Raw genomic sequence first — 21195 nt, 5'->3', positions numbered from 1 at the left:
CTTATGAAGAGTAAGAAGATGATTTAGTGAGTAGAGGAGTTTGTGTTAAATGAAACTGGAGTCAATCCAAGTACCCATAAAAAATCGTTTGCTAGCAGATTATTGGTCGTCGAATACTGCCATCCATGAGTTTTTTGAATACGCATATAACGATAAATCTTTTGAAAAACGAGCGCAATATTTAGATCAGCATGCATATGATCAAAAAGAATTAACAGCCATCATACGTCAATTTATGGAGCCGCTCGGTTTATCAAAGAAAGCGAATGAACATTTGCTACAACTAGAGCAAGGGGCTGTTGCAGTTGTCGGTGGGCAACAAGCGGGTATCTTAACAGGCCCTCTTTACTCGGTGCATAAGGCGATTTCGGTCATTGCATTAGCGAAAGAGCAAAGTGTAAAACTTCAGCGACCGGTTGTTCCTGTTTTTTGGATAGCTGGTGAAGATCATGATTTAGAGGAAATTAACCACACGTATACAGTACGTGGTGAAGATATTAAAAAGCGTGTTTACGGTGAACGTTCAAGACGTAAAACGATGGCTTCTGAAACAAGTATAAACGAAGAATCAATGACACAATTAATGAGTACGATTGCGAAGGATATGGGCGAAACAGAATTCACTGAAATGCTTGTGAAACAATTAGTAGATACTCTTAATGAGTGTGAAACATTTACGGACTTCTTTGCGCAACTTATGAACCAATTGTTTAAAGATGAAGGTTTATTGATGATTGATGCAGCGGACTTTAAATTCCGCCAATATGAGCGTGAGAATTTTACCCGTATCATTCATAAGAATGAAGAAATTGCTAAAGTGGTGACAGAAAAAGAAGCGGAGTTGGAACGTGCAGGCTATGGTAATCCTATTTTGGCATCAAACGAAGCGGCCAATTTATTCTATGTAGAAGATGGGGAGCGTCATCTTTTAGAAAGAAAAAATCAACAATTTGTTAATCTAGCTGCAAATATCAAGCTATCACGTGAAGAAGTTTTAGAAATTGCTGAAAAACACCCTGAGCAGTTAAGTAATAACGTTGTGACGCGTCCGCTAATGCAGGAAATGACATTGCCTGTGCTTGCATTTGTTGGTGGACCAGGGGAGCTTGCTTACTGGGCGACATTGAAAGATGCATTTGCGGTATTAGGTTTACAAATGCCGATTTTTGCTCCGCGTCTTCATATCACAATTGTCACACGTCACGTAGAACAACTTTTACGTGAATATCGTTTAAATGTTGCCGATGTTTGGGATGGAAAAGCGGTACAGCTTAAAGAACAGTTTATTGCTGAAATACAGGATGCTGAAGCGAAGCATCAAATTCAGGCGATGCAACAAGATCTTTTAGAAAAGTATGAGGCCCTTCAACTTTATTTAGAAGAGCAACAACTATTGCTAGATAAAATTCTTGTGAAAAATAAAGAGAATCATCTAAAACAATTTGAGTATTTACAGCAAAAGGTTGAACAAACTGTCCTTAACAAGCATGAAACGACAATTCGAAAATTTATGACGCTACAAAATGAGTTGTATCCAAATGAAGGATTCCAGGAAAGAACTTATAATCCTTATCAATATTTTAATGAGTTTGGACCTATGCTAATTACTGAAATGTTGAAACAAAATTATAGCATTGGCAATCACCACTATTTAATTTATTTATAATTCCAATGTTTGTAACGTTATACCCAATTAACAATTTAATACAATGTTAATTTGATGAACAATGACGACATAAATAGTAAATGGAGAGCTATCCTACTAAGGGTAGCTCTTTTTTTGTGTCATTTATCATGGATTCAATAACTTGTTAAAGGTCTATTCACGTATTAAGTGTTAAAATGTCAAGTTTTTTTTAAAAAAAGTGGTGGAAAGTGGGGGGATGTGGTACATTATTTAATAAAGTGGGGTGAATAGCATGTTCATGGGAGAATATCAACACTCTGTTGATGCGAAAGGACGATTAATCGTGCCCGCAAAATTTCGTGACGCCTTAGGTGAAACGTTTGTTGTCACACGCGGACTTGATAATTGTTTATTTGGCTATCCTATGGATGAATGGCGAAAACTCGAAGAAAAATTAAAGGGCTTACCGATGACCAAAAAGGATACACGTGCATTTGCAAGGTTTTTCTTTTCTGGGGCAACGGAAGTAGAGATAGACAAGCAGGGGCGCATTAACATTCCTTCAACTCTTATGCAGCATGCACATCTTGTAAAAGAATGTATCGTGTTAGGAGTTTCGAATCGAATTGAAATATGGGCGAAAGATGCTTGGGAAGCTTACTTTAGTGAGTCGGAACAATCCTTTAATGAAATTGCAGAAAATATGATTGGCTTTGATTTCTAAATTTTTTTTTAGTTAAGGCCAGAAGGGAGCGAGTGGTATGTTCGATCATACAACCGTGTTATTAAAAGAAACTGTTGATGGGTTGAACATCGATCCTGATGGTGTATATGTGGACTGTACGTTAGGTGGAGCAGGACACAGTGAATATTTAGTACAACAATTGTCTGAAAAAGGGCGTCTAATTTGCTTCGATCAAGATATGACAGCTATTAACAATGCAAAAATTCGATTGGCGCCATATATTGAGCGTGTGACATTTGTTCATTCGAATTTCCGCTATTTAAAAGAAGAGCTATTAGCGCTTGGTATTGAGCAAGTTGATGGTGTTTTATATGATTTAGGCGTATCTTCACCACAGCTAGATACACCAGAACGTGGCTTTAGTTATCACCATGATGCACCTCTAGATATGCGCATGGACCAAACGGCACCACTTACAGCATTTCATGTTGTGAATGAATGGGCATATGAAGATTTAGTACGTATATTTTTCCGTTATGGAGAAGAGAAATTTTCCAAGCAAGTTGCTCGTAAAATCGAAGAAGCACGTAAGGTGGCACCGATCGAAACAACCGGCCAACTTGTAGAACTTATTAAAGAGGGTATTCCAGCAGCGGCTCGCCGTAAAGGTGGACATCCAGCGAAGCGCATATTCCAAGCAATACGAATTGCTGTTAACGATGAGCTAGGCGCGGCAGAGGATTCTTTAGTCGATGCGATTGATATGATAAACGTAGGTGGACGCATTAGTGTCATTACGTTCCATTCATTGGAGGACCGCCTATGCAAAACTATTTTTAAGGAAGCGTCATCATTACCGGAATTACCACCGAATTTACCAGTGATTCCAGATGACATGAAGCCAACTTTAAAGCTTATCACGAGAAAGCCGACTCTTCCTTCTGATGAAGAATTGGCAGTAAACAATCGTGCTCGTTCAGCAAAGCTTAGAGTGGTTGAGAAAATTAACGACAAAGGGCGTGAGTAAATGGCAGCAGTTCGTGTAAGGCAGCACCAGCAACAACAAGTGCAACAACCGATAACACCCCCTAGTCCACAACCCACTATCATCCGTCGTAAAAAAACGAACCAGAAGTTTGAAAAAACAATGCTAATTGTTTTAGTTAGCATTGTTGCTGTATTATCGGTACTAGTTTTAAACAAGCAAGCAGCAATTCAAACGACAAGCATGGACATTCAAAAAATCGAAACTGAAGCAGAAGAGATTGCAAAAAAGAATGTTGACTTGACAGTTCGTGTGAGTGAACTTTCTACATACGAAAACATATGGAAAAAAGCTAAAGAACTCGGTTTAACTCAAAATGAGAAAAATGTAAAGGTAGTGCCGGGAGAATGAAAAAAAAGAGATTTCGATTCCAATGGGGAGCCTTTCTATTATTAATTTTTTATGGAGGGCTCTTTTTTCTATTGTTCTCAAGAATGTTTATGTTACAGGCGACAGGTGAAGTGGAAGGACAAGAGCTTGCGGCAAGAGCAGCTGCGAAATATAGCAAAGAAAGTGCAATATCAGCAAGCCGTGGGAAAATTTACGATACAAATGGGCAAGTCATCGCGGAGGATACACTGAGTTATCGACTAATCGCAGTCGTCAATGAAAAAGCCACGACCGATGCAAAAAAACCTCGACATGTAGTAGATCCAGAAAAAACTGCGAAAATATTAGCAGAATATATTCCTGAATTGGACGAAGAAAAAATCTATAAGCAGCTTACTAGGGTAAATAATGAGGGCGAAAAGCCTTATCAAGTTGAATTTGGAAGTGCAGGCCGTGGATTAAGTCATGAGACTATGAGTAAAATCAAGGCGGAGAAATTGCCAGGGATTTTATTTGTAAACGATTTAAAACGTTATTATCCAAATGGTATATTTGCCTCGCACTTAATTGGTTTTGCACTAAAAGAGGATAATAAGGATGGTACGTTCACGACAAAAGGGAAAATGGGTCTTGAGCTTACCTACAACAAAGAACTAACCGGAAAAGACGGTAAGATTGAATATGAGACAGATGCATTCCATTATTTATTGCCAAGTAGTGAGAAAATGGTGACACCTGCGAAAAATGGTGATGACATTTATTTAACACTAGATAAAACAATTCAAAGCTTTTTAGAGGAAGCGATGACAGCGGTTGAGAAGGAATATAACCCTGAAGCGATGACAGCTATTGTGGCAGATCCAAAAACTGGTAAAATACTAGGGATGTCACAGCGACCTACGTTTAATCCTGATACACGGGAAGGCGATAATATGAAGTGGCTGAACGAAGCTATTGAAGAGACTATAGAACCAGGCTCGACGATGAAAACGTTCACGCTCGCTTCGGCTATTGATACAGGTGTGTGGGATCCGAATGAAAAGTATATGTCAGGTCAATACAGAGTCCTTGATAAAGTAATTAAAGATTACAATAAAGTTGGTTGGGGTAAGATTAATTATTTACAAGGCTTTCAACGTTCATCCAATACTGCAATGGCACACTTATTAAAGCTTATTGGTGAGGATGTCTTTTTTGACTATTTAGATCGATTTGGGTTTGGTAAAAAAACTGGTATTGATTTACCGAATGAAGCAGCGGGGAAACTTTTATCGAAATACCCAGTAGAACGGGTGACAACAACGTTCGGTCAAGGTTCTACGGTAACGCCGATTCAATTAATTCAAGCATTGACAGCGATTGCGAATGACGGGAAAATGATGCAACCGTATGTGATAGATCGTATTGTTGACCCTTCGACAGGAAAAACGATTAAAAAGCATGAGCCGATTGTTAAGGGACAACCAGTTTCAGCCGACACGGCGAAGCAAGTGAAAGAAATTCTTGCCTCTACGTTAACAGCTGAGAAAGGTACGGCGACGGATTTTGTTCTTGATGAATATGAAGTTGCAGGGAAAACAGGTACTGCCCAAATTCCTAAGCCAAATGGTAATGGTAAATATTTCGAAAACGAGTATTTGTATTCATTCCTAGGGATGGCTCCTGCTGATAACCCTCAGCTCATTATGTATGTTTCTGTAAAAAGACCAAAGTTAAAGGGTGACCTTGGTTCTATACCAGTGTCAAAAGTATTTAACCCAGTTATGTTAAATAGCTTAAAGTATTTAAATGTTAATCCAGAAGATGTAAAGCATGTTGACGATACAAAAATACAAGATTACACAGGTAAAAGTGCTGAGGCTATACAAGTAGAGCTTGCGAACGATGGTCTAAAGCCAGTTATTGTTGGTAGTGGCGGTAAAATTATTGATCAATATCCAAAGGGTCCTCAAAAACTTGTAAAAGGTAATTTTGTATTTTTAAAGACTGAGGGTGATATAACGTTGCCAGACTTCACCAATTGGTCGTTACGTAATGTACTTGCTTTTAAGACAATGGCAAATTTAGAAATTGAAGTTGTTGGAGAGGGCTTTGTAGCTAGTCAGAGCGTCTCGGCAGGAACGGTAATTTCAGATAGTTCACCGATTGTCGTGAAGCTGAAAACGCCAGCTGAAAGTTTTAAGCAAGATGTAGAAACCCCACCCGAAGGTGAAACAACTGAATAAACCCTGAATAGAAGCCCACTTTATTTCATACGTTGTAAAAAACAAGGTGTGATGTCGAATGAAGTGGATTTCTATCCATTCCAAAAAGCGATTGCGTATTTTATACGTATTGTTTATGTTTGTAGCTGTTGCGGTTGTTATTAGGCTTGTCTTCTTACAAGTATTAGATCAAAAAGATCTGACAAAGAAAGCCGAAGAGAATTGGGACCGAGAAATTCCTTTTGCCAATGAGCGAGGGCATATTACTGATCGTAAGGGGAAAAATATTGTCACAAATAAGCTTGCGCCAACTTTATATTTCATGCCTTCGCAAAGCAAGGATATTGAAGGAGCAGCAGCGAAAATTGCACAAGTTTTGGGCGTAGATGAACAAAAGCTGTTAGAAAAAATGAAGAAAAAAGAATACTTAGTAAAGCTGGCACCTGAAGGAAAAAATATTCCCTACGAAAAAGCAGTAGAGTTACAAGGTATGCAGATTGAGGGGTTATATAGTGGTGTCGATTATTCAAGGGATTATCCTTACGGTACCCTATTATCTCGTTTTTTAGGCTTCACAGGTTATGATGCTCAAGGTTTAGCTGGAATTGAATATGAATACGATAAGTTATTACAGGCTAATTCTTCTGCAATACGGATCTTTACAGATGCGAAAGGGAATAATTTACCGAACGTAAAGAGCGCCTGGAAGGCTGGTGAAGATGGCGCAACAATCGAGCTAACGATAGACGTAGACGTACAGCAGGTCGTCGAGCGTGAACTGTCACAGGCAATGGAGCGTTATGATGCTGACCAAGCAATGGCGATTGCCATGAATCCAAACACTGGCGAGATTTTAGCGTTATCCTCATATCCAACCTTCAATCCAGCAGAATATCAAACGGTAGAGCCTGCTATCTACAATCGAAATTTACCAGTTTGGATGACATATGAGCCAGGGTCAACGTTCAAAATTATAACGCTCAGTGCTGCTTTAGAAGAAAATGTAGTGGATTTAGAGAAGGATACTTTTTATGATCCAGGCTATTCAATGGTTGCCGGAGCAAGATTGCGCTGTTGGAAGCGTGAAGGTCATGGCTCTGAAACCTTCCTCGAAGTTGTAGAAAATTCTTGTAACCCTGGCTTTATTGAATTAGGTCAGCGAATAGGTAATGAAAAACTACTACAATATGTTAAAGATTTTGGTTTTGGCAAAAAAACAGGTTCTAACATCGCTGGTGAAGCTTCAGGGATTTTATTTTCCAAGGATTCTTTTGGACCTGTTGAGCAGGCCACAACTTCATTTGGCCAAGGTGTTGCCGTTACACCAATTCAGCAAGTGCAAGCAGTAGCTGCAGCAGTAAATGGGGGCAAGCTTTATACGCCATATGTTGTGAAGCAAATTATAAATCCTAATACTGGAGAAGTTATAGAAGAGACTAAACCGGAAGTTAAAAAACAGGTTATTCGTGAGGAGACGTCTGCAAAGGTACGAGGTGCATTAGAATCTGTTGTCGCAAAGGGCTCGGGACGTCAAGCTTACCGAGATGGATTACGGATTGGTGGCAAAACTGGTACAGCACAAAAAGTAGAAAATGGTCGCTATAAAGACGGTGAATATATCGTATCGTTTATTGGCTTCGCACCTGCGGATAATCCGCAAATTGTCGTTTATGTAGCAGTAGATAACCCGAAAAAGGGAACACAGTTTGGCGGTGTGATAGCAGCTCCAATCGTTGGCCAGATTATTGAAGACGTTGCACCTTTTGTTGGCATTGAAAAATCGAAGGAACAGCTTGAAAAGGATTATCGTTGGGGTGACCCAATTACTGTGAAGGTACCAAGTTTTATTGGTCAAACGAAGGACGATATTGCCAAGCAACAATATCCATTCCGTATTGAATGGCATGGAGAAGGTACTAAAATTGGCAATCAACTGCCTGAAGTGGATAGTGTTATTAAACAAGATGGCACCATTCACCTTTATTTAGAGAACTAATATAACTTTACCTTTAAAAAATGGGAAAGAACCACTATTATAATGAAGGGTAGTAATAAATACATGAAAGTTTGTGCTTTTTTCTTCAAGAAGAAAGTGAAACAAGATTTAAAGGAGATTTTTCAATGAAACTCGCAACAACACTTACCATTTTAGCTCTTGCTTTTATAGTAACAGTTATCCTGGCACCAATTAGTATTCCACTTCTTCGCCGATTAAAGTTCGGGCAAAGTATTCGTGAAGAGGGACCACAATCCCATATGAAAAAAGCTGGTACACCAACGATGGGTGGCATTATTTTCTTACTTGCCATTATCCTCACTACTGTTGGTGTAGGTAGCTTTTTAGATTTATTTACAACACAAACCGTCGTACTGTTATTAGTATTAATAGGGTTTGGGTTAATCGGCTTGTTTGATGATAGCTTAAAGGTTGTTTTTAAACGTAATTTAGGACTAACATCACTTCAAAAGCTTATTTGTCAAATTGTCATTGCAATCTTGGCCTATTTCTTACTACATGTAGGATCGTTTGATACAACACTTGCTATACCATTTACAGATTGGACGATCGATCTTGGTATTTTCTATGTAGCCTTTTTAATTTTCTGGTTAGTGGGCTTTTCGAATGCAGTGAATTTAACAGACGGATTAGATGGACTTGTGGCAGGTACTGCATCTATTGCCTTTGCAGCATTTGGTGTTATTGCTCTGTTCCAAGATCAAGCTGATATCGCCTTATTTACATTTGCGGTAACAGGTGCATTATTAGGATTTTTACTTTTTAATGCGAATCCTGCAAAGGTATTTATGGGGGATACGGGTTCGTTAGCATTAGGTGGAGCTTTAGCCATGGTCTCTGTTTTAGTAAAAGCAGAATTTCTACTGTTATTAATTGGATTGGTGTTTGTTATTGAAACATTATCCGTTATTTTACAGGTAGGTAGCTTCAAACTTCGTAAAAAACGTATTTTTAAAATGAGCCCTATTCATCATCATTTTGAATTATCAGGTTGGTCAGAATGGAAGGTAGTACTTGTCTTTTGGTCAACTGCTTTAGCAGTAGCATTGATTGCAGTTTTATCGGAGGCGTTCTTATGAGAAACTTTTCAGATTTACAACATAAAAAAGTCCTTGTTTTAGGTCTTGCTAAAAGTGGTGTGGCTGCAGCTGAGATATTACATGAGCTTGGCGCATTTGTGACGGTCAATGATTCAAAACCATTTGATGAAAGCCCAGATGCGCAAGGTCTATTGCAAAAGGGAATTACAGTTATTTGTGGCCGTCACCCAGAGGATTTACTCGATGAAGGCTTTGAATTAGTAGTGAAAAATCCAGGGATTCCTTATAGCAACAAAATAGTAGCAGATGCAATAAACCGTGGAATCCCCGTATGGACAGAAATTGAGCTTGCCTATTTAATTAGTGAAGCGCCGTTTATCGGTATTACAGGATCAAACGGTAAAACAACTACGACAACAGTAATTTTCGACATGCTGAATAACGGAGGTTTAGAACCGTTAATTGCAGGGAATATAGGAACAGTCGCATGTGGTGTTGCAAGAGAAGCAAAAAAGGATAATGTAATTGTTACAGAGTTATCATCTTTCCAATTAATGGGTATCGAAACTTTTAAACCAAAAATTTCTATATTAACAAATCTTTATGATGCGCATCTTGATTATCATGGGACGTTTGACAACTATGCAGAGGCAAAGTTTGGTGTTACACGTAATCAAGATGAAAGCGATTATTTTATTTATAATGCTGATCAGCCAATTGTTGTTGGTTATGCAACACAATCAAAAGCTAAAAAGATACCATTTAGTTCTAAGGGACGTATGGATGAAGGAATTAGTGCGGATGATACAACAATTTACTGGCAAGGTGAGCCATATCTAGATCGAGCAAATATCGCTTTGCCTGGTAAGCATAACTTAGAAAATATTTTAGCAGCTGTCGCATCTTGTATTTTACTCGGCTGTGACAAAGCTAAAATGGAAGAAGTTTTAGCAAAGTTTGGAGGAGTTCGTCACCGTACTCAGTTCGTACGTGAATGGAACGGACGCAAGATTTACAATGACTCAAAAGCAACAAACTGCTTAGCAACAAAAAGTGCTTTGGATGCATTCCAAGCACCTGTTATTTTACTGGCAGGTGGCTTAGATCGAGGACATTCATTTGAAGAATTACGTCCATGTATGAGCCATGTAAAGGGTGTTGTTGCCTTCGGAGAAACAGGACTACGCTTTGTAGAATTTGCAAAGTCATGTGGTGTACAACAAACTGTCATTGCCCAAAATGTTGAGGATGCAGTACATTACGCGGCGCCAATGTCAGCAGAAGGCGATGTTATTCTATTATCTCCAGCATGTGCAAGTTGGGATCAATATGACAGCTTTGAAATACGAGGCGATGTTTTTATTGATGCTGTAATGAAGCTGTAATGAGCCTGTAACTATTTTAGAATATACTTGACTTGGAAGGATGGCAATACTGAGAGGGAAAGAAAGCTATTTATTGCTCGTCACAACATTGATGCTTTCTATAATCGGCATTATTTTCGTCTATTCTGCAGGTACCTATTGGAGTGCCGTTCATTATAGTGGAAAAATGCCGTTTTATATGAAGCAAAGTTTATACTTTGCGGTAGCTATTGTAGTGTTTTTAATCACTATTCGATTAAATATTTTGAAAGAGCAGTCCTTTTGGAAACTGGCCTATATATTTTCGCTAATTTTACTAGTCCTTGTACTGATACCAGGAATTGGACTAGTTCGAAATGGTTCTCAAAGCTGGATTGGCATAGGTCCTTTAACAATTCAGCCAGCAGAGCTAACGAAAATTACAGTCATTGTATACATGAGCCATATTTTAGCGCAGCATAAAACAGGTACGTCGATTATTAATTGGCGGCATGGATTGATTTTATTATTGCCTGTTGTACTTATTATGCTACAGCCTGATTTTGGTTCAGTTTTTATTCTAGTTGTGTCTGTGTTTCTATTGTTTTTTGTGGCAGGGTATCCTTTAAAGCTTTATGCGATCTTTATGGTTGCTGGGATTGCTGGATTAGTAGGCTTGATCGTCACAGCGCCATACCGACTAAAGCGGATTCAGGCATTTATCGATCCGTGGGTCGATCCTTTAGGTAGTGGGTTTCAGGCTGTACAATCATTAATGGCTATAGGTCCTGCCGGAATTTTCGGGCATGGTTTTGGACAAAGTAGGCAAAAGTTTTTATATTTACCCGAACCACAAAATGACTTTATTTACGCAATAATTCTTGAAGAGGTTGGATTGCTTGGTGGGCTTGTTATTTTAGCACTTTTCGTACTGGTGATTTATGCAGGCTATAAATTTGCAGTGCGTGCTAAAACAAGAACATCCTATTACGCAATCATTGGACTAGTAACAATGCTTGCCGTACAAGCATTTCTAAACATAGCAGTAGTAATTGGTTTAGTTCCTGTAACAGGTGTTACATTGCCTTTTATCAGCTATGGAGGAACATCTTTAGTAACAATGTGGCTAATAATAGGTATTATTTATCAATTAGCGAAATAAATATAAAGGAGGAGTACTTTTTTGGAGAAAGTAATTGATATAGAAGATCGCATACCTACGCTAAAAAAGCGACGAAAAAAGCGTACAAATCGGAAATTCATAGTGCTAATATTACTTTTCTTTATCGTGTTAGCAGTACTCCTTTATTTTCAATCTCCTTACAGTAAAATCAACAACATATCAGTCAACGGTGCTCGATTAGTAGATGAACAATTTTATATGAAGACAAGTACTCTTACAACTGGGAAGTCGATGTGGGGATTTAAAGTAGAAGACGTAGAGAAAATATTACTAAAGGATAAATGGGTGAAAGAAGCACATGTTAAACGTAATTGGCTTCAAGGTGTGACAATAGAAATTAAAGAATGGAAAAAGGTTGCGTACTTAGCTGGTGACGGTACTTATTATCCATTGCTTGAAAATGGCAAGCGCTTTGAACAAGCTGGGGATGATATCCCGATTGATGCACCTGTATTTATCGGCATAACTGGCGAAAAGACCATTAAGAAGCTGGTCAAGCAATTAGCTCAATTAAATCCAGAAGTATTAGCATTAATTTCTCAAGTCAATACAAACAGTAATGAGACAAATCCTAATGCAATCAAGCTCTATATGAACGATGGCTATGAAGTTCGTGCCGTTATTCAAACTTTAGCAGAAAAGCTAAATCATTACCCTTCACTTGTGGCACAAATTCCAAATTTGGAGAAGGGGGTTATTGATTTAGAGGTCGGCTCGTATTATCGTCCTTTCAATAGTGAGTACAACCAAGCAAATATTGATTTAGATCAAGATGCGGCCAACCAGGAAGTGGAAAAAGATGAACAACAAGAAAAAGAATAGCAAAGAAAATTTCTTTTCTAGAAAACAATTTCAGTTGCTTATTGTTTGTGTGAGTATGGGGTTTATCATTGGCTATTCCTACAACCAGGCAAAAGATAATCGAGATGCAGGTTCGACTAATAAGGAGCTTTTCGAGCAAGAGGATTCTTATCGTGAGGAGTTAATTGCACAGCAAGAGCGCAATAAAGAATTATCAGAAGAGGCGAATGCTTTGCAAGAAAAAATTCGCAAGTATGAAAAATCATTTGTCGCTAGCAAAAAGGATTATACAAAGCTTGTTGAAGAAGCAGAGGATTTACGCTTGTTGTTAGGCGATTTAAATTCAGAAGGAAAAGGGATACGTATTACCCTTCAAGATGGTGATTACAGTCCAAAATCCGCTAATCCTAATGAGTATATCGTGCACGAAAGTCATATTTTTAAATTGCTCAATGAGCTTAAAATTTCTGGTGCGCAAGCAATTGCTATTAATGGTCAACGTGTTTTGGCGAATTCTTATATACGTTGTAATGGACCAGTCATTACTATTGATGGTAAGCAACATCCAGCTCCATTCGTCGTCGAAGCTGTAGGAGATTCAGCAACATTAATAGCTGCCTTAAACTTAACTGGTGGCGTTGTGGATCAATTATTAAATGACAATATTGTTGTATCATTAGAAGAAGATCAAAAGCTTACAATGCCAAAAGCAAAAGTAGAAAGTTAAACGATTTCTAGTCAATATTTACAAATTAAATTTGGTTATAGCCTCTAGGTAGCTTATAGATAATTTTGCATAATTCAAGATCTAAGGCGTAAATCTGTGAGGGGTTACGATACGTCTAGGAGGGGCTATTTTGAAAAAAAATATGTTTACCCGAATAACGATCGTGCTATTTATTATCGGTTTGATGATAGCGGTACAATACAATACCATAAAGCAACCAGCTGAGCGAGATACACGAGATATTTGGGCCATAAGAGAGGAATTAGCAGAAGAGAAGCAAAGGCATTCCGCATTATTAGCAGAAATTCGCTCACTTAATGAAGTAGTGGGTCGCTATGAGCAATCTGAGAAAGCAAATTTACAGTCAGCATTAAATGAAACGCTGAATCGTTTAAAACTACAGGCCGGGCTAACGGAAGTCACAGGTCCAGGAGTTATACTTCGAGTTGAACCAGCACCAGAATTAGTTGAAATGGGGTTTGAAATCAAAGAAATCACACCTGATTTACTAACCCAATTACTAAATGCTCTGTTTAAAAACAATGCAGCGAGTGTCTCGATTGATGGAAATCGGGTTGTTCAGACGACAGCCATTCGAGACATAAATGGAAAGACTACAGTGAACAGTGTACCACTGTCCTCACCACCCTTTGAAATTTATGTTGGGACAAGCTCTTTTAAAGAAGCTCAAAAAATGTACAACTCGTTACAAGCTTCTACATTTATCGATTCCTTTTATTTGGATAACTTTAATTTAATAATAGAGGAACCAACTGAGCATTTAACAATCCCAGCATTTGATCAGCGATTGACAAATGATTATTTAACAGAGGTGGAAAAAGGAGAATAATATATGTGGCTACCATTTTTAGGTTTGATATTTGGACTTGCCCTTGGCTTGTTAACAAATATACAAATACCCTCTATATATGAAAATTATCTGTCAATAGCTGTTTTAGCAGCTTTAGATACGTTATTTGGCGGTATTCGTGCTCAATTACAGCAAGTATATGACGATAAAGTATTTGTATCAGGATTCTTTTTTAATATAGCTTTAGCAGCAGGATTAGCCTTTTTGGGTGTGTATTTAGGGATAGATTTGTATTTAGCTGCTATTTTCGCTTTCGGAGTACGTTTGTTCCAAAATATAGCAATAATTAGGCGTATTTTACTAACCCGTTTGGATGAGAAACGTCATAAAAGGAACAAAAATTCCATAGAATGAGAGAAAAATTGAGCAAAATGCTCGATTTGCTTAGACATTATGCCGAATTTACAATAGAATGAGAATAAGAAGCATTTTTTCAAGGAGGTGCAGCTAATTGAATCAGCAAGATTTATATATTTCTCTTGATATAGGATCTTCCTCTATCAAGGTATTAATAGGTGAAATGAGCGACGGCCAATTACATGTAATTGGAGTCGGAAATGTAAAATCGAATGGAGTTCGAAAAGGTGCAATTGTTGATATTGATGCAACAGTTCAATCGATTCGAAAAGCAATAGATCAAGCCGAACGAATGACAGGGTATCAAATTAATGAAGTCGTTTTAGGTGTTCCTGCTAACCAGACGATGTTACAGCTAGTTAAAGGTGTTGTCGCTGTAAATAGTGAAAATAGAGAAATTACAGATGATGATTTAGATAGAGTGGTAGAATCTGCACAAGTCATGTCAATACCTCCTGAACGTGAATTAGTAAACATTATTCCACGACAATTTATTGTGGATAATTTAGATGAAATCAAAGATCCACGAGGTATGATTGGTATTCGTTTAGAAATGGATGCCACAATGATCACAACTTCTAAAACACTTTTACACAATGTTTTACGTTGTGTAGAACGTGCAGGTCTAAGTATTCGAGAAATCTATTTACAACCATTAGCAGCAGGTTTCTTTGCATTAACAGAGGATGAAAAAAACCAAGGTACCGCTTTCATTGATTTAGGAGGCGGTTCAACGACTATTACAGTATTTGAAGAAGGACTGTTAACACATACGGGTGTCATTCCAGTTGGTGGCGATCATATTACGAAAGATATTTCAATCGTCTTAAAAACACCAACAGAACAGGCAGAACAAATTAAACATCAATTTGGACATGCCTTTTATGATGACGCATCAGATGATGAACTCTTTGAAGTACCCGTTGTAGGGACAGATTCAACAGATCAGTACAGTCAGCGCTTTATATCAGAAATAATTGGTGCTCGTTTGGAAGAATTATTTGAGTTAGTCATCGACGAGTTAGCCCGTCTAGGTGTAAGAGATTTACCAGGCGGTGTTGTTTTGACAGGAGGCGTTGCAAAGCTTGAGGGAATTGCACAATTGGCACGCCAGATTCTGCAAACACGTGTTAGAATATATACACCTGACTATATTGGCGTTAGAGAGCCTTCATTTACGACGGCAGTTGGACTTATTCGTTACGCCTATTTAGAAGATGATTTTTATGGAAAAAGTACTAATACGCAGCCTATTGAATATGCAGTTGTAGGATCCCCTACAGCCACACCTAAGAAGCAAGAATATGCTGCACCTTCAGAATCAAAAGGAAGCGTGATCGGAAGAGCAAAAAAATTATTTGATAAATTTTTTGATTAACTTCTTTCAGCAGAAGTCTCCCACCTCTATAGGTGGTGAGAGATGAATGCGGATTTAAGCTACTTTTCAGCAGATGTCCAAACACCTGCTGAAAGAAGTTAATGCCTCCGGCGGATGTCACGGAATCGGAAAGGAGTTCTTTGTGCCAGCACAAAGCCGATTCCGGACGCAATTATACCGAGGCATAATTGATCTTGAATGCGTAATGAATGATACAGAGTCGAGTTACCGTGGGAGGAAAAAGAAATGTTAGAATTTGATACAAGTGTTGATCAACTTGCAGTAATAAAAGTCATTGGTGTTGGTGGCGGCGGTAACAACGCTGTCAATCGAATGATAGAACATGGTGTACAAGGTGTTGACTTTATCGCAGTAAACACAGATGCACAAGCGCTAAATTTATCGAAAGCAGAAATAAAGCTACAAATTGGTACAAAACTCACACGTGGATTAGGTGCAGGTGCAAATCCTGAAGTAGGGAAAAAAGCTGCTGAAGAGAGCCGTGAACAATTAGAAGAGGTTCTACGTGGTGCAGATATGGTATTCGTTACAGCCGGAATGGGCGGAGGGACTGGTACTGGTGCCGCGCCAGTAATCGCACAAATTGCTCGCGATTTAGGAGCTCTTACAGTCGGTGTTGTAACGCGTCCATTTACGTTTGAAGGTCGCAAACGACAAACACAAGCTATCGGTGGTATTGGTGGCATGAAGGAGTCTGTTGATACTTTAATCGTCATTCCGAACGACAAGCTATTACAAATTGTCGATAAATCTACGCCAATGCTAGAGGCATTCCGTGAAGCAGATAATGTTTTACGACAAGGTGTACAAGGTATATCAGATTTAATTGCAACACCAGGTCTTATTAACTTAGACTTTGCAGACGTAAAAACAATTATGTCTAACAAAGGTTCAGCGTTAATGGGTATTGGTATTGCTACAGGTGAAAACCGTGCTGCAGAAGCAGCTAAGAAAGCTATTTCAAGTCCTTTACTTGAATCATCAATTGATGGCGCTAAAGGTGTCCTCATGAATATTACTGGTGGCTCAAATCTTAGCCTATTTGAAGTACAAGAGGCTGCAGATATTGTAGCATCTGCTTCAGATGAAGAAGTTAATATGATTTTCGGTTCTGTTATTAACGAAAATCTAAAGGATGAAATTATTGTTACAGTAATTGCGACTGGTTTCTCAGAGGAAGCTTTACAGCAACAGCGTAATACTGCACGACCGACGTTAAATACAAATAGACAAGCTGCACAACAACAGCAAGCTCCGATTCGTGAGCAACGTCAAGAAGTACATGTACAGCAAGAACAACCACGTCAAAATCAACAAAATTATGTACAGGATGACATGCTTGAGGTACCAGCATTTTTACGTAACCGTAAAAATCGCGGATAAGCATCCAACCTTCTAAAAAGCTCGTATTTTACATTATGTGAAATACGAGCTTTTTATGTTGATAATATGTAAATGAAAAAAACTGAGATTAGTCCGATAAAACGAGATTTTGTTCCGATAAATCTTCAAAGTATTTATATAGCAGTGAATTCATCACAATAGCGTGGAGTTGATTTCCGTTCCGACTGAGCACTTGTCGCTGACGCTTCGCTTTCGCGCAAGCAAAGCTTCCTGAGGGCGTCCGATGAGCCGCTTGGACCAACACGATGTTGGTCACGAAGGCGTTATCACAGGACGTGATGCGTTCCCCTACGTGCTCGCTACAGTGTCGCATCTGTGCCGCTGATCCCCTAGGAGTCGCACAGTCTCCAACTTTTTAGTTTTATCGGAACACTTTCAGGGATTATCGCCCAACTTTTGAATTTTATCGACTAACTTACACGTTTTATCACCCAACTTTTAATTTTTATCGACATCCACCTTCAAAAGAGCAAAAGAAGGATTCACACACAGCCTTGTGTGTGAATCCTTTTACTTTATTATGTAGTCTAGTCTGAACGTAAATCAACTAATTCACATGGCAAGTATCCTCTGACACGTCGCTTTAAATTAAGTGATACACGTAATTTAAACAAATGGGTGGCAGTGAAAATGAAGCGACAGCAACAGATGTTTTTTTGTGCGAAAGCGCAGTGAAAACGAAGCGACAGCAACAGATGTTTTTTGTGTGAAAGTGCAGTGTAAACGAAGCGACAGCAATAGATGTTTTTTGTGCGAAAGCGCAGTGTTAACAAAACGACAGCAATAACAATAATGGAGGAAACGGCTCGATGTTTGCCTCTTAGAAAAGCGGCGGATAGCCTGGAACAGAAATCATCCTCATATAAAGCGCTACAACATTCATAAAAATTTCCTTGGCCATTTTCAGCGTATAAAAAATTAATTATGTTCAAATGTGTAAGGAAAAGATGTATTTTGTCAAAACATTTTAATAAAATGATGCGATTGTTTGACAATATTTGTGGGAGTAACATGCTAACTTTGTATGTAGGAGGCGGCTGTTATGTATGGAGAATGGCTGGTGCTCATTAATACCCTTTTTAATCTAGCGATACTCAAGTTTACGGCAAAAGTAACAGGGGTTTTTGTAAAGAACACGAGATTATTAATGAGTTCTATTTGTAGTAGTTTTGTAGCTGTAATAGGTGGACAAATGCTGTTAACGACGCTACTGAGTTTTATCTTACTGATCGGACTAGCTTTTCGCTTCAAGATTCGAAGCTTTCAAAAGCAAGGACCAATCGTTTTAACAGCAACAATTATTATTGGTGGATTATTAACAGCATTACAACCGTATTTAAAGAATCTTTCTGTTGTCCATTTTATAATTATTTGCCTACTATTAGCAGTTGGTAATCTTCTTGCTTTTTATAAGCAATGGGGATTTGTAAAGCTTGAGCGGTTAAGTGGTCAGTTTGTGTTTGATACGACGTTAAAAATTTTTGATGTAAAGATACCGCTTTCTGCATTTGCGGATACGGGAAATCAAGCGATTGAACCACTATCAGGAAAACCTGTACACTTTGTCTCTTATGCAGCGTTACGACCACACTTACCTGCAACATTTTGCAAATCATTATTAGAATGGCAAGAAACTGATCCGTATAATGTATCTATGTTTTCAGAAGATTATCAGCGTTATATTCGATTTATTCATGTCAATACAGTACAACAGCAATCGGTTGTATTAGGTTTTCGCTTTGAAGAGTGGCATATCAAAGGGGAGCACTCACAAGTGAAAACGAATGAATATATCGTTTTAACAAAAAAAGCTAAAAATTTTCCACATAGCACAGCAGCAATTTTACATTTTTCAGCGCTTTCAAATAACTCATAGAGGGGGAGAACTATTGCTTCTTAGGCTACTTGCTAGCTTGAAAAAATTTTGGAGTAAGTTTCGGAGTCGTGAAACGTACTATATAGGGGGAAATGATTCATTGCCAGTGCCACTAAGTCGAGAAGAAGAAGTTACAGTCATTGCATCCTTTATGAATGGTGATTTACGAGCTAGAGATACACTAATTGAACGTAATTTACGTCTTGTTGTTTATATTGCTAGACGTTTTGATAATACGGGTACACCGATTGAGGATTTAATAAGTATTGGCTCTATCGGTTTAATAAAGGCGATTGAAACGTTCAATACAGATAAAAATATTAAGCTTGCCACATACGCGTCTCGTTGTATTGAAAATGAGATTTTGATGCATTTACGTAAAACAAGTCGCATGAAGGGTGAAGTTTCATTAGATGAACCATTAAACTCCGATGCTGATGGAAACGAGTTGTTATTGTCTGATATTTTAGGAACTGAAGAGCATATTATTTTAGACAATGTAGAGAAGAAAATTGAGCGTCAACATATGTTTCATGCCATTAATTTACTAGGTGCACGTGAACGATATATTATGGAATGTCGTTTTGGTCTCAATGGAAAAATTGAAATGACTCAAAAAGAGGTTGCTGATCATTTAGGTATTTCGCAATCCTATATTTCCCGATTAGAAAAGAAAATTATTCAAGATTTACGTGAAAATCTGAATCAGCCAATATCTTAGAGAGGGAAATTTACCCTACCTAAAATTGGTCGTAGCTTTTGTGCATATTCTCGTTTCTCTCGGACAAACTGATGTAACGGTTTAGTCAGAGAATAACATCCGGAGGAATCGAATATGCGAACTAAAGTAGATCTTTGCGGCTTAGATACATCGACTTTGCCAATTTTAAAGCACGAGGAAATGAAGGAACTATTCATTCGTTTACAAGCTGGAGAAACTGAGATTAGGGAAGAGCTTGTAATGTGCAATTTAAGGTTAGTGCTTAGTATTGTCGGTAGATTTGCCTACAGGGGTGAGCAGGCAGATGATTTATTTCAGGTAGGCTGTATTGGCCTCATGAAAGCCATTGATCATTTTGATTTGAAGCATAATGTACGATTTTCAACATACGCTGTACCGATGATCATTGGTGAAATTCGTCGCCATCTGCGTGATCATCATGCATTACGTGTTTCTCGTTCTCTAAGAGATATTGCGTATAAGGCGATGCAGGCAAAAGAGCAATGGATAACCGATAATTTACGAGAACCAACGATTGAAGAAATTGCTGAAATGATTGACATGAAAAAGGAAGATGTTTTATTTGCCTTAGATGCCATTCAAGACCCAGTTTCTTTACAGGAACCCATTTATTCAGACGGTGGAGACGCTGTTTATATGATGGACCAATTACGTGATGATGATGTATCAGAAGATCAATGGGTTGCCTACGTGTCAGTAAAGGAAAGTTTGCAAAAGTTAGATGATCGTCAACAAATGATTGTTGCAAAGCGTTTTTATTACGGTGAGACACAAACTGAAATTGCAAAAGAATTGGGGATTTCTCAAGCGCAAATTTCACGTCTAGAAAAAAATGCAATTGAAACAATGCAGAAAGATTATAAGTAAAAAACAATGCGCATCCGAATGCTCGGTGCGCATTTTATTTATGTCAATAATTAAGAAAGTAAAAGGATTCAAGCACAGCTTTGTGTGTGAATCTTTTTTTGCTCTTTAGCAGGTGGATGTCGATAAAACTAAAAAGTTGGATGTCATGTGAATTAGTTGATTGGAGTGGAGACTGGGCGACTCCTTGGGGCTCATCGAACGCCCCCAGGAAAGCGCCCAGTCGGAACGGAAATCAACCACACGTTTTGCCAAAGAGAGATTCCTTAATCATTTCATGTTCATTTAAACAACAATAAACACATAAATATATAGAGAAAACATAGTTTGTTGAGATAAAACGATGTTGAGAGTAATTGATTTAGGGAGGGATAAAATGCGTTTCTCAATGTTACAGCAAAAAGAAGTTATTGAAGCAGGCAATGGACGCTTTTTAGGATTTGTGGTAGATGCAGAGGTATCTAAAGAAACAGGCTATGTTACGGCTTTTATGATTGCAGAACCCCGTAAATATCTAGGCTTTTTTCGCGGAGAAGAATCTGTTAGGAAAGTGTATATGAAAGATGTACTTGTAGTGGGGAAAGATGTAATTTTGGTAAAAGCATTATCCTAAAGAGAAAAATATCTATGCCTATAAAAAAATTTAGCAATTTTAAAGCATAAGGATGGTATAAGTACTT

Annotated in this window: 19 protein-coding genes; all 19 read left to right on the top strand. The window is 38.2% G+C overall.

The window, feature by feature from the left end:
- Positions 1-49 precede the first annotated feature (49 nt).
- The 19 genes from bshC (at position 50) to ACYQ73_RS03655 (ending at position 21128) form a co-directional block, all read left to right on the top strand.
- Positions 50-1666 (top strand): bacillithiol biosynthesis cysteine-adding enzyme BshC, encoded by a 1617-nt coding sequence (bshC, locus tag ACYQ73_RS03745; RefSeq protein WP_460011203.1) that lies wholly within the window; start codon positions 50-52, stop codon positions 1664-1666.
- A 253-nt stretch (positions 1667-1919) separates the two neighbouring features.
- Positions 1920-2351 (top strand): division/cell wall cluster transcriptional repressor MraZ, encoded by a 432-nt coding sequence (mraZ, locus tag ACYQ73_RS03740; protein WP_402868235.1) that lies wholly within the window; start codon positions 1920-1922, stop codon positions 2349-2351.
- A 37-nt stretch (positions 2352-2388) separates the two neighbouring features.
- A complete protein-coding gene (rsmH, locus tag ACYQ73_RS03735) occupies positions 2389-3339 on the top strand; it encodes a 16S rRNA (cytosine(1402)-N(4))-methyltransferase RsmH (RefSeq protein ID WP_402868233.1) in 951 nt (316 codons plus the stop codon).
- A complete protein-coding gene (gene ftsL2 / locus ACYQ73_RS03730; RefSeq protein ID WP_460011202.1) occupies positions 3340-3708 on the top strand; it encodes a cell division protein FtsL in 369 nt (122 codons plus the stop codon).
- Positions 3705-5912: a penicillin-binding protein gene (locus ACYQ73_RS03725; protein ID WP_460011201.1), complete on the top strand. Its 2208-nt coding sequence runs from the start codon at positions 3705-3707 to the stop codon at positions 5910-5912. Before ftsL2 ends, ACYQ73_RS03725 begins: the two co-directional genes overlap by 4 nt.
- Before the next feature lie 58 nt (positions 5913-5970).
- Entirely contained in the window at positions 5971-7887 is a 1917-nt protein-coding gene (locus tag ACYQ73_RS03720) for a stage V sporulation protein D (protein ID WP_460011200.1), read from the top strand.
- 125 nt (positions 7888-8012) lie between these two features.
- The gene (mraY, locus tag ACYQ73_RS03715) at positions 8013-8987 is read left to right on the top strand and encodes a phospho-N-acetylmuramoyl-pentapeptide-transferase (RefSeq protein WP_460011199.1); all 975 of its coding nucleotides are present in this window, start codon (positions 8013-8015) and stop codon (positions 8985-8987) included.
- On the top strand, positions 8984-10333 hold the full coding sequence (gene murD / locus ACYQ73_RS03710; protein ID WP_460011198.1) for a UDP-N-acetylmuramoyl-L-alanine--D-glutamate ligase: 1350 nt from the start codon (positions 8984-8986) through the stop codon (positions 10331-10333). The genes mraY and murD overlap by 4 nt, the downstream gene beginning before the upstream one ends.
- Before the next feature lie 40 nt (positions 10334-10373).
- Positions 10374-11453, top strand: a complete 1080-nt coding sequence (gene ftsW / locus ACYQ73_RS03705; RefSeq protein WP_460011197.1) for a putative lipid II flippase FtsW — start codon at positions 10374-10376, stop codon at positions 11451-11453.
- A gap of 21 nt (positions 11454-11474) precedes the next feature.
- A complete protein-coding gene (locus tag ACYQ73_RS03700; protein ID WP_460011196.1) occupies positions 11475-12296 on the top strand; it encodes a cell division protein FtsQ/DivIB in 822 nt (273 codons plus the stop codon).
- Positions 12274-13002, top strand: a complete 729-nt coding sequence (locus tag ACYQ73_RS03695; RefSeq protein ID WP_460011195.1) for a DUF881 domain-containing protein — start codon at positions 12274-12276, stop codon at positions 13000-13002. The genes ACYQ73_RS03700 and ACYQ73_RS03695 overlap by 23 nt, the downstream gene beginning before the upstream one ends.
- A gap of 130 nt (positions 13003-13132) precedes the next feature.
- Positions 13133-13852 carry a DUF881 domain-containing protein gene (locus tag ACYQ73_RS03690; protein WP_460011194.1) on the top strand — a complete coding sequence of 240 codons (720 nt, stop codon included), beginning with the start codon at positions 13133-13135 and terminating at the stop codon, positions 13850-13852.
- Between the two features lie 3 nt (positions 13853-13855).
- Positions 13856-14227 (top strand): small basic family protein, encoded by a 372-nt coding sequence (locus ACYQ73_RS03685; RefSeq protein ID WP_370075316.1) that lies wholly within the window; start codon positions 13856-13858, stop codon positions 14225-14227.
- A gap of 97 nt (positions 14228-14324) precedes the next feature.
- The gene (gene ftsA / locus ACYQ73_RS03680) at positions 14325-15608 is read left to right on the top strand and encodes a cell division protein FtsA (protein ID WP_460011193.1); all 1284 of its coding nucleotides are present in this window, start codon (positions 14325-14327) and stop codon (positions 15606-15608) included.
- Positions 15609-15854: 246 nt separating this feature from the next.
- Positions 15855-17012, top strand: coding sequence for a cell division protein FtsZ (ftsZ, locus tag ACYQ73_RS03675; protein WP_460011192.1), 1158 nt, complete (start codon positions 15855-15857; stop codon positions 17010-17012).
- Between the two features lie 1063 nt (positions 17013-18075).
- The gene (locus ACYQ73_RS03670) at positions 18076-18909 is read left to right on the top strand and encodes a sigma-E processing peptidase SpoIIGA (protein WP_460011191.1); all 834 of its coding nucleotides are present in this window, start codon (positions 18076-18078) and stop codon (positions 18907-18909) included.
- A gap of 13 nt (positions 18910-18922) precedes the next feature.
- Entirely contained in the window at positions 18923-19630 is a 708-nt protein-coding gene (gene sigE / locus ACYQ73_RS03665; RefSeq protein ID WP_049668349.1) for an RNA polymerase sporulation sigma factor SigE, read from the top strand.
- A 114-nt stretch (positions 19631-19744) separates the two neighbouring features.
- Positions 19745-20518 carry an RNA polymerase sporulation sigma factor SigG gene (gene sigG, locus ACYQ73_RS03660; RefSeq protein ID WP_049668350.1) on the top strand — a complete coding sequence of 258 codons (774 nt, stop codon included), beginning with the start codon at positions 19745-19747 and terminating at the stop codon, positions 20516-20518.
- Between the two features lie 373 nt (positions 20519-20891).
- On the top strand, positions 20892-21128 hold the full coding sequence (locus ACYQ73_RS03655) for a PRC-barrel domain-containing protein (protein ID WP_049668351.1): 237 nt from the start codon (positions 20892-20894) through the stop codon (positions 21126-21128).
- Positions 21129-21195: the final 67 nt, after the last annotated feature.

The organism is Lysinibacillus sp. CTST325, assembly GCF_054665055.1.
The sequence above is the reverse complement of the archived record's forward strand: the minus strand, read 5'-3'. Positions and strand labels throughout refer to the sequence as shown.

Excerpts from the sequence above, each read along its gene's own strand:
- rsmH (WP_402868233.1), top strand. The coding sequence starts at position 2,389 with ATGTTCGATCATACAACCGTGTTATTAAAAGAAACTGTTGATGGGTTG.
- ftsL2 (WP_460011202.1), top strand. The coding sequence starts at position 3,340 with ATGGCAGCAGTTCGTGTAAGGCAGCACCAGCAACAACAAGTGCAACAA.
- sigG (WP_049668350.1), top strand. The coding sequence starts at position 19,745 with ATGCGAACTAAAGTAGATCTTTGCGGCTTAGATACATCGACTTTGCCA.
- ftsZ (WP_460011192.1), top strand. The coding sequence starts at position 15,855 with ATGTTAGAATTTGATACAAGTGTTGATCAACTTGCAGTAATAAAAGTC.
- bshC (WP_460011203.1), top strand. The coding sequence starts at position 50 with ATGAAACTGGAGTCAATCCAAGTACCCATAAAAAATCGTTTGCTAGCA.
- ACYQ73_RS03720 (WP_460011200.1), top strand. The coding sequence starts at position 5,971 with ATGAAGTGGATTTCTATCCATTCCAAAAAGCGATTGCGTATTTTATAC.
- ACYQ73_RS03655 (WP_049668351.1), top strand. The coding sequence starts at position 20,892 with ATGCGTTTCTCAATGTTACAGCAAAAAGAAGTTATTGAAGCAGGCAAT.
- ACYQ73_RS03685 (WP_370075316.1), top strand. The coding sequence starts at position 13,856 with ATGTGGCTACCATTTTTAGGTTTGATATTTGGACTTGCCCTTGGCTTG.
- mraY (WP_460011199.1), top strand. The coding sequence starts at position 8,013 with ATGAAACTCGCAACAACACTTACCATTTTAGCTCTTGCTTTTATAGTA.
- mraZ (WP_402868235.1), top strand. The coding sequence starts at position 1,920 with ATGTTCATGGGAGAATATCAACACTCTGTTGATGCGAAAGGACGATTA.
- murD (WP_460011198.1), top strand. The coding sequence starts at position 8,984 with ATGAGAAACTTTTCAGATTTACAACATAAAAAAGTCCTTGTTTTAGGT.
- ACYQ73_RS03670 (WP_460011191.1), top strand. The coding sequence starts at position 18,076 with ATGTATGGAGAATGGCTGGTGCTCATTAATACCCTTTTTAATCTAGCG.
- ftsW (WP_460011197.1), top strand. The coding sequence starts at position 10,374 with ATGGCAATACTGAGAGGGAAAGAAAGCTATTTATTGCTCGTCACAACA.
- ACYQ73_RS03725 (WP_460011201.1), top strand. The coding sequence starts at position 3,705 with ATGAAAAAAAAGAGATTTCGATTCCAATGGGGAGCCTTTCTATTATTA.
- ACYQ73_RS03695 (WP_460011195.1), top strand. The coding sequence starts at position 12,274 with ATGAACAACAAGAAAAAGAATAGCAAAGAAAATTTCTTTTCTAGAAAA.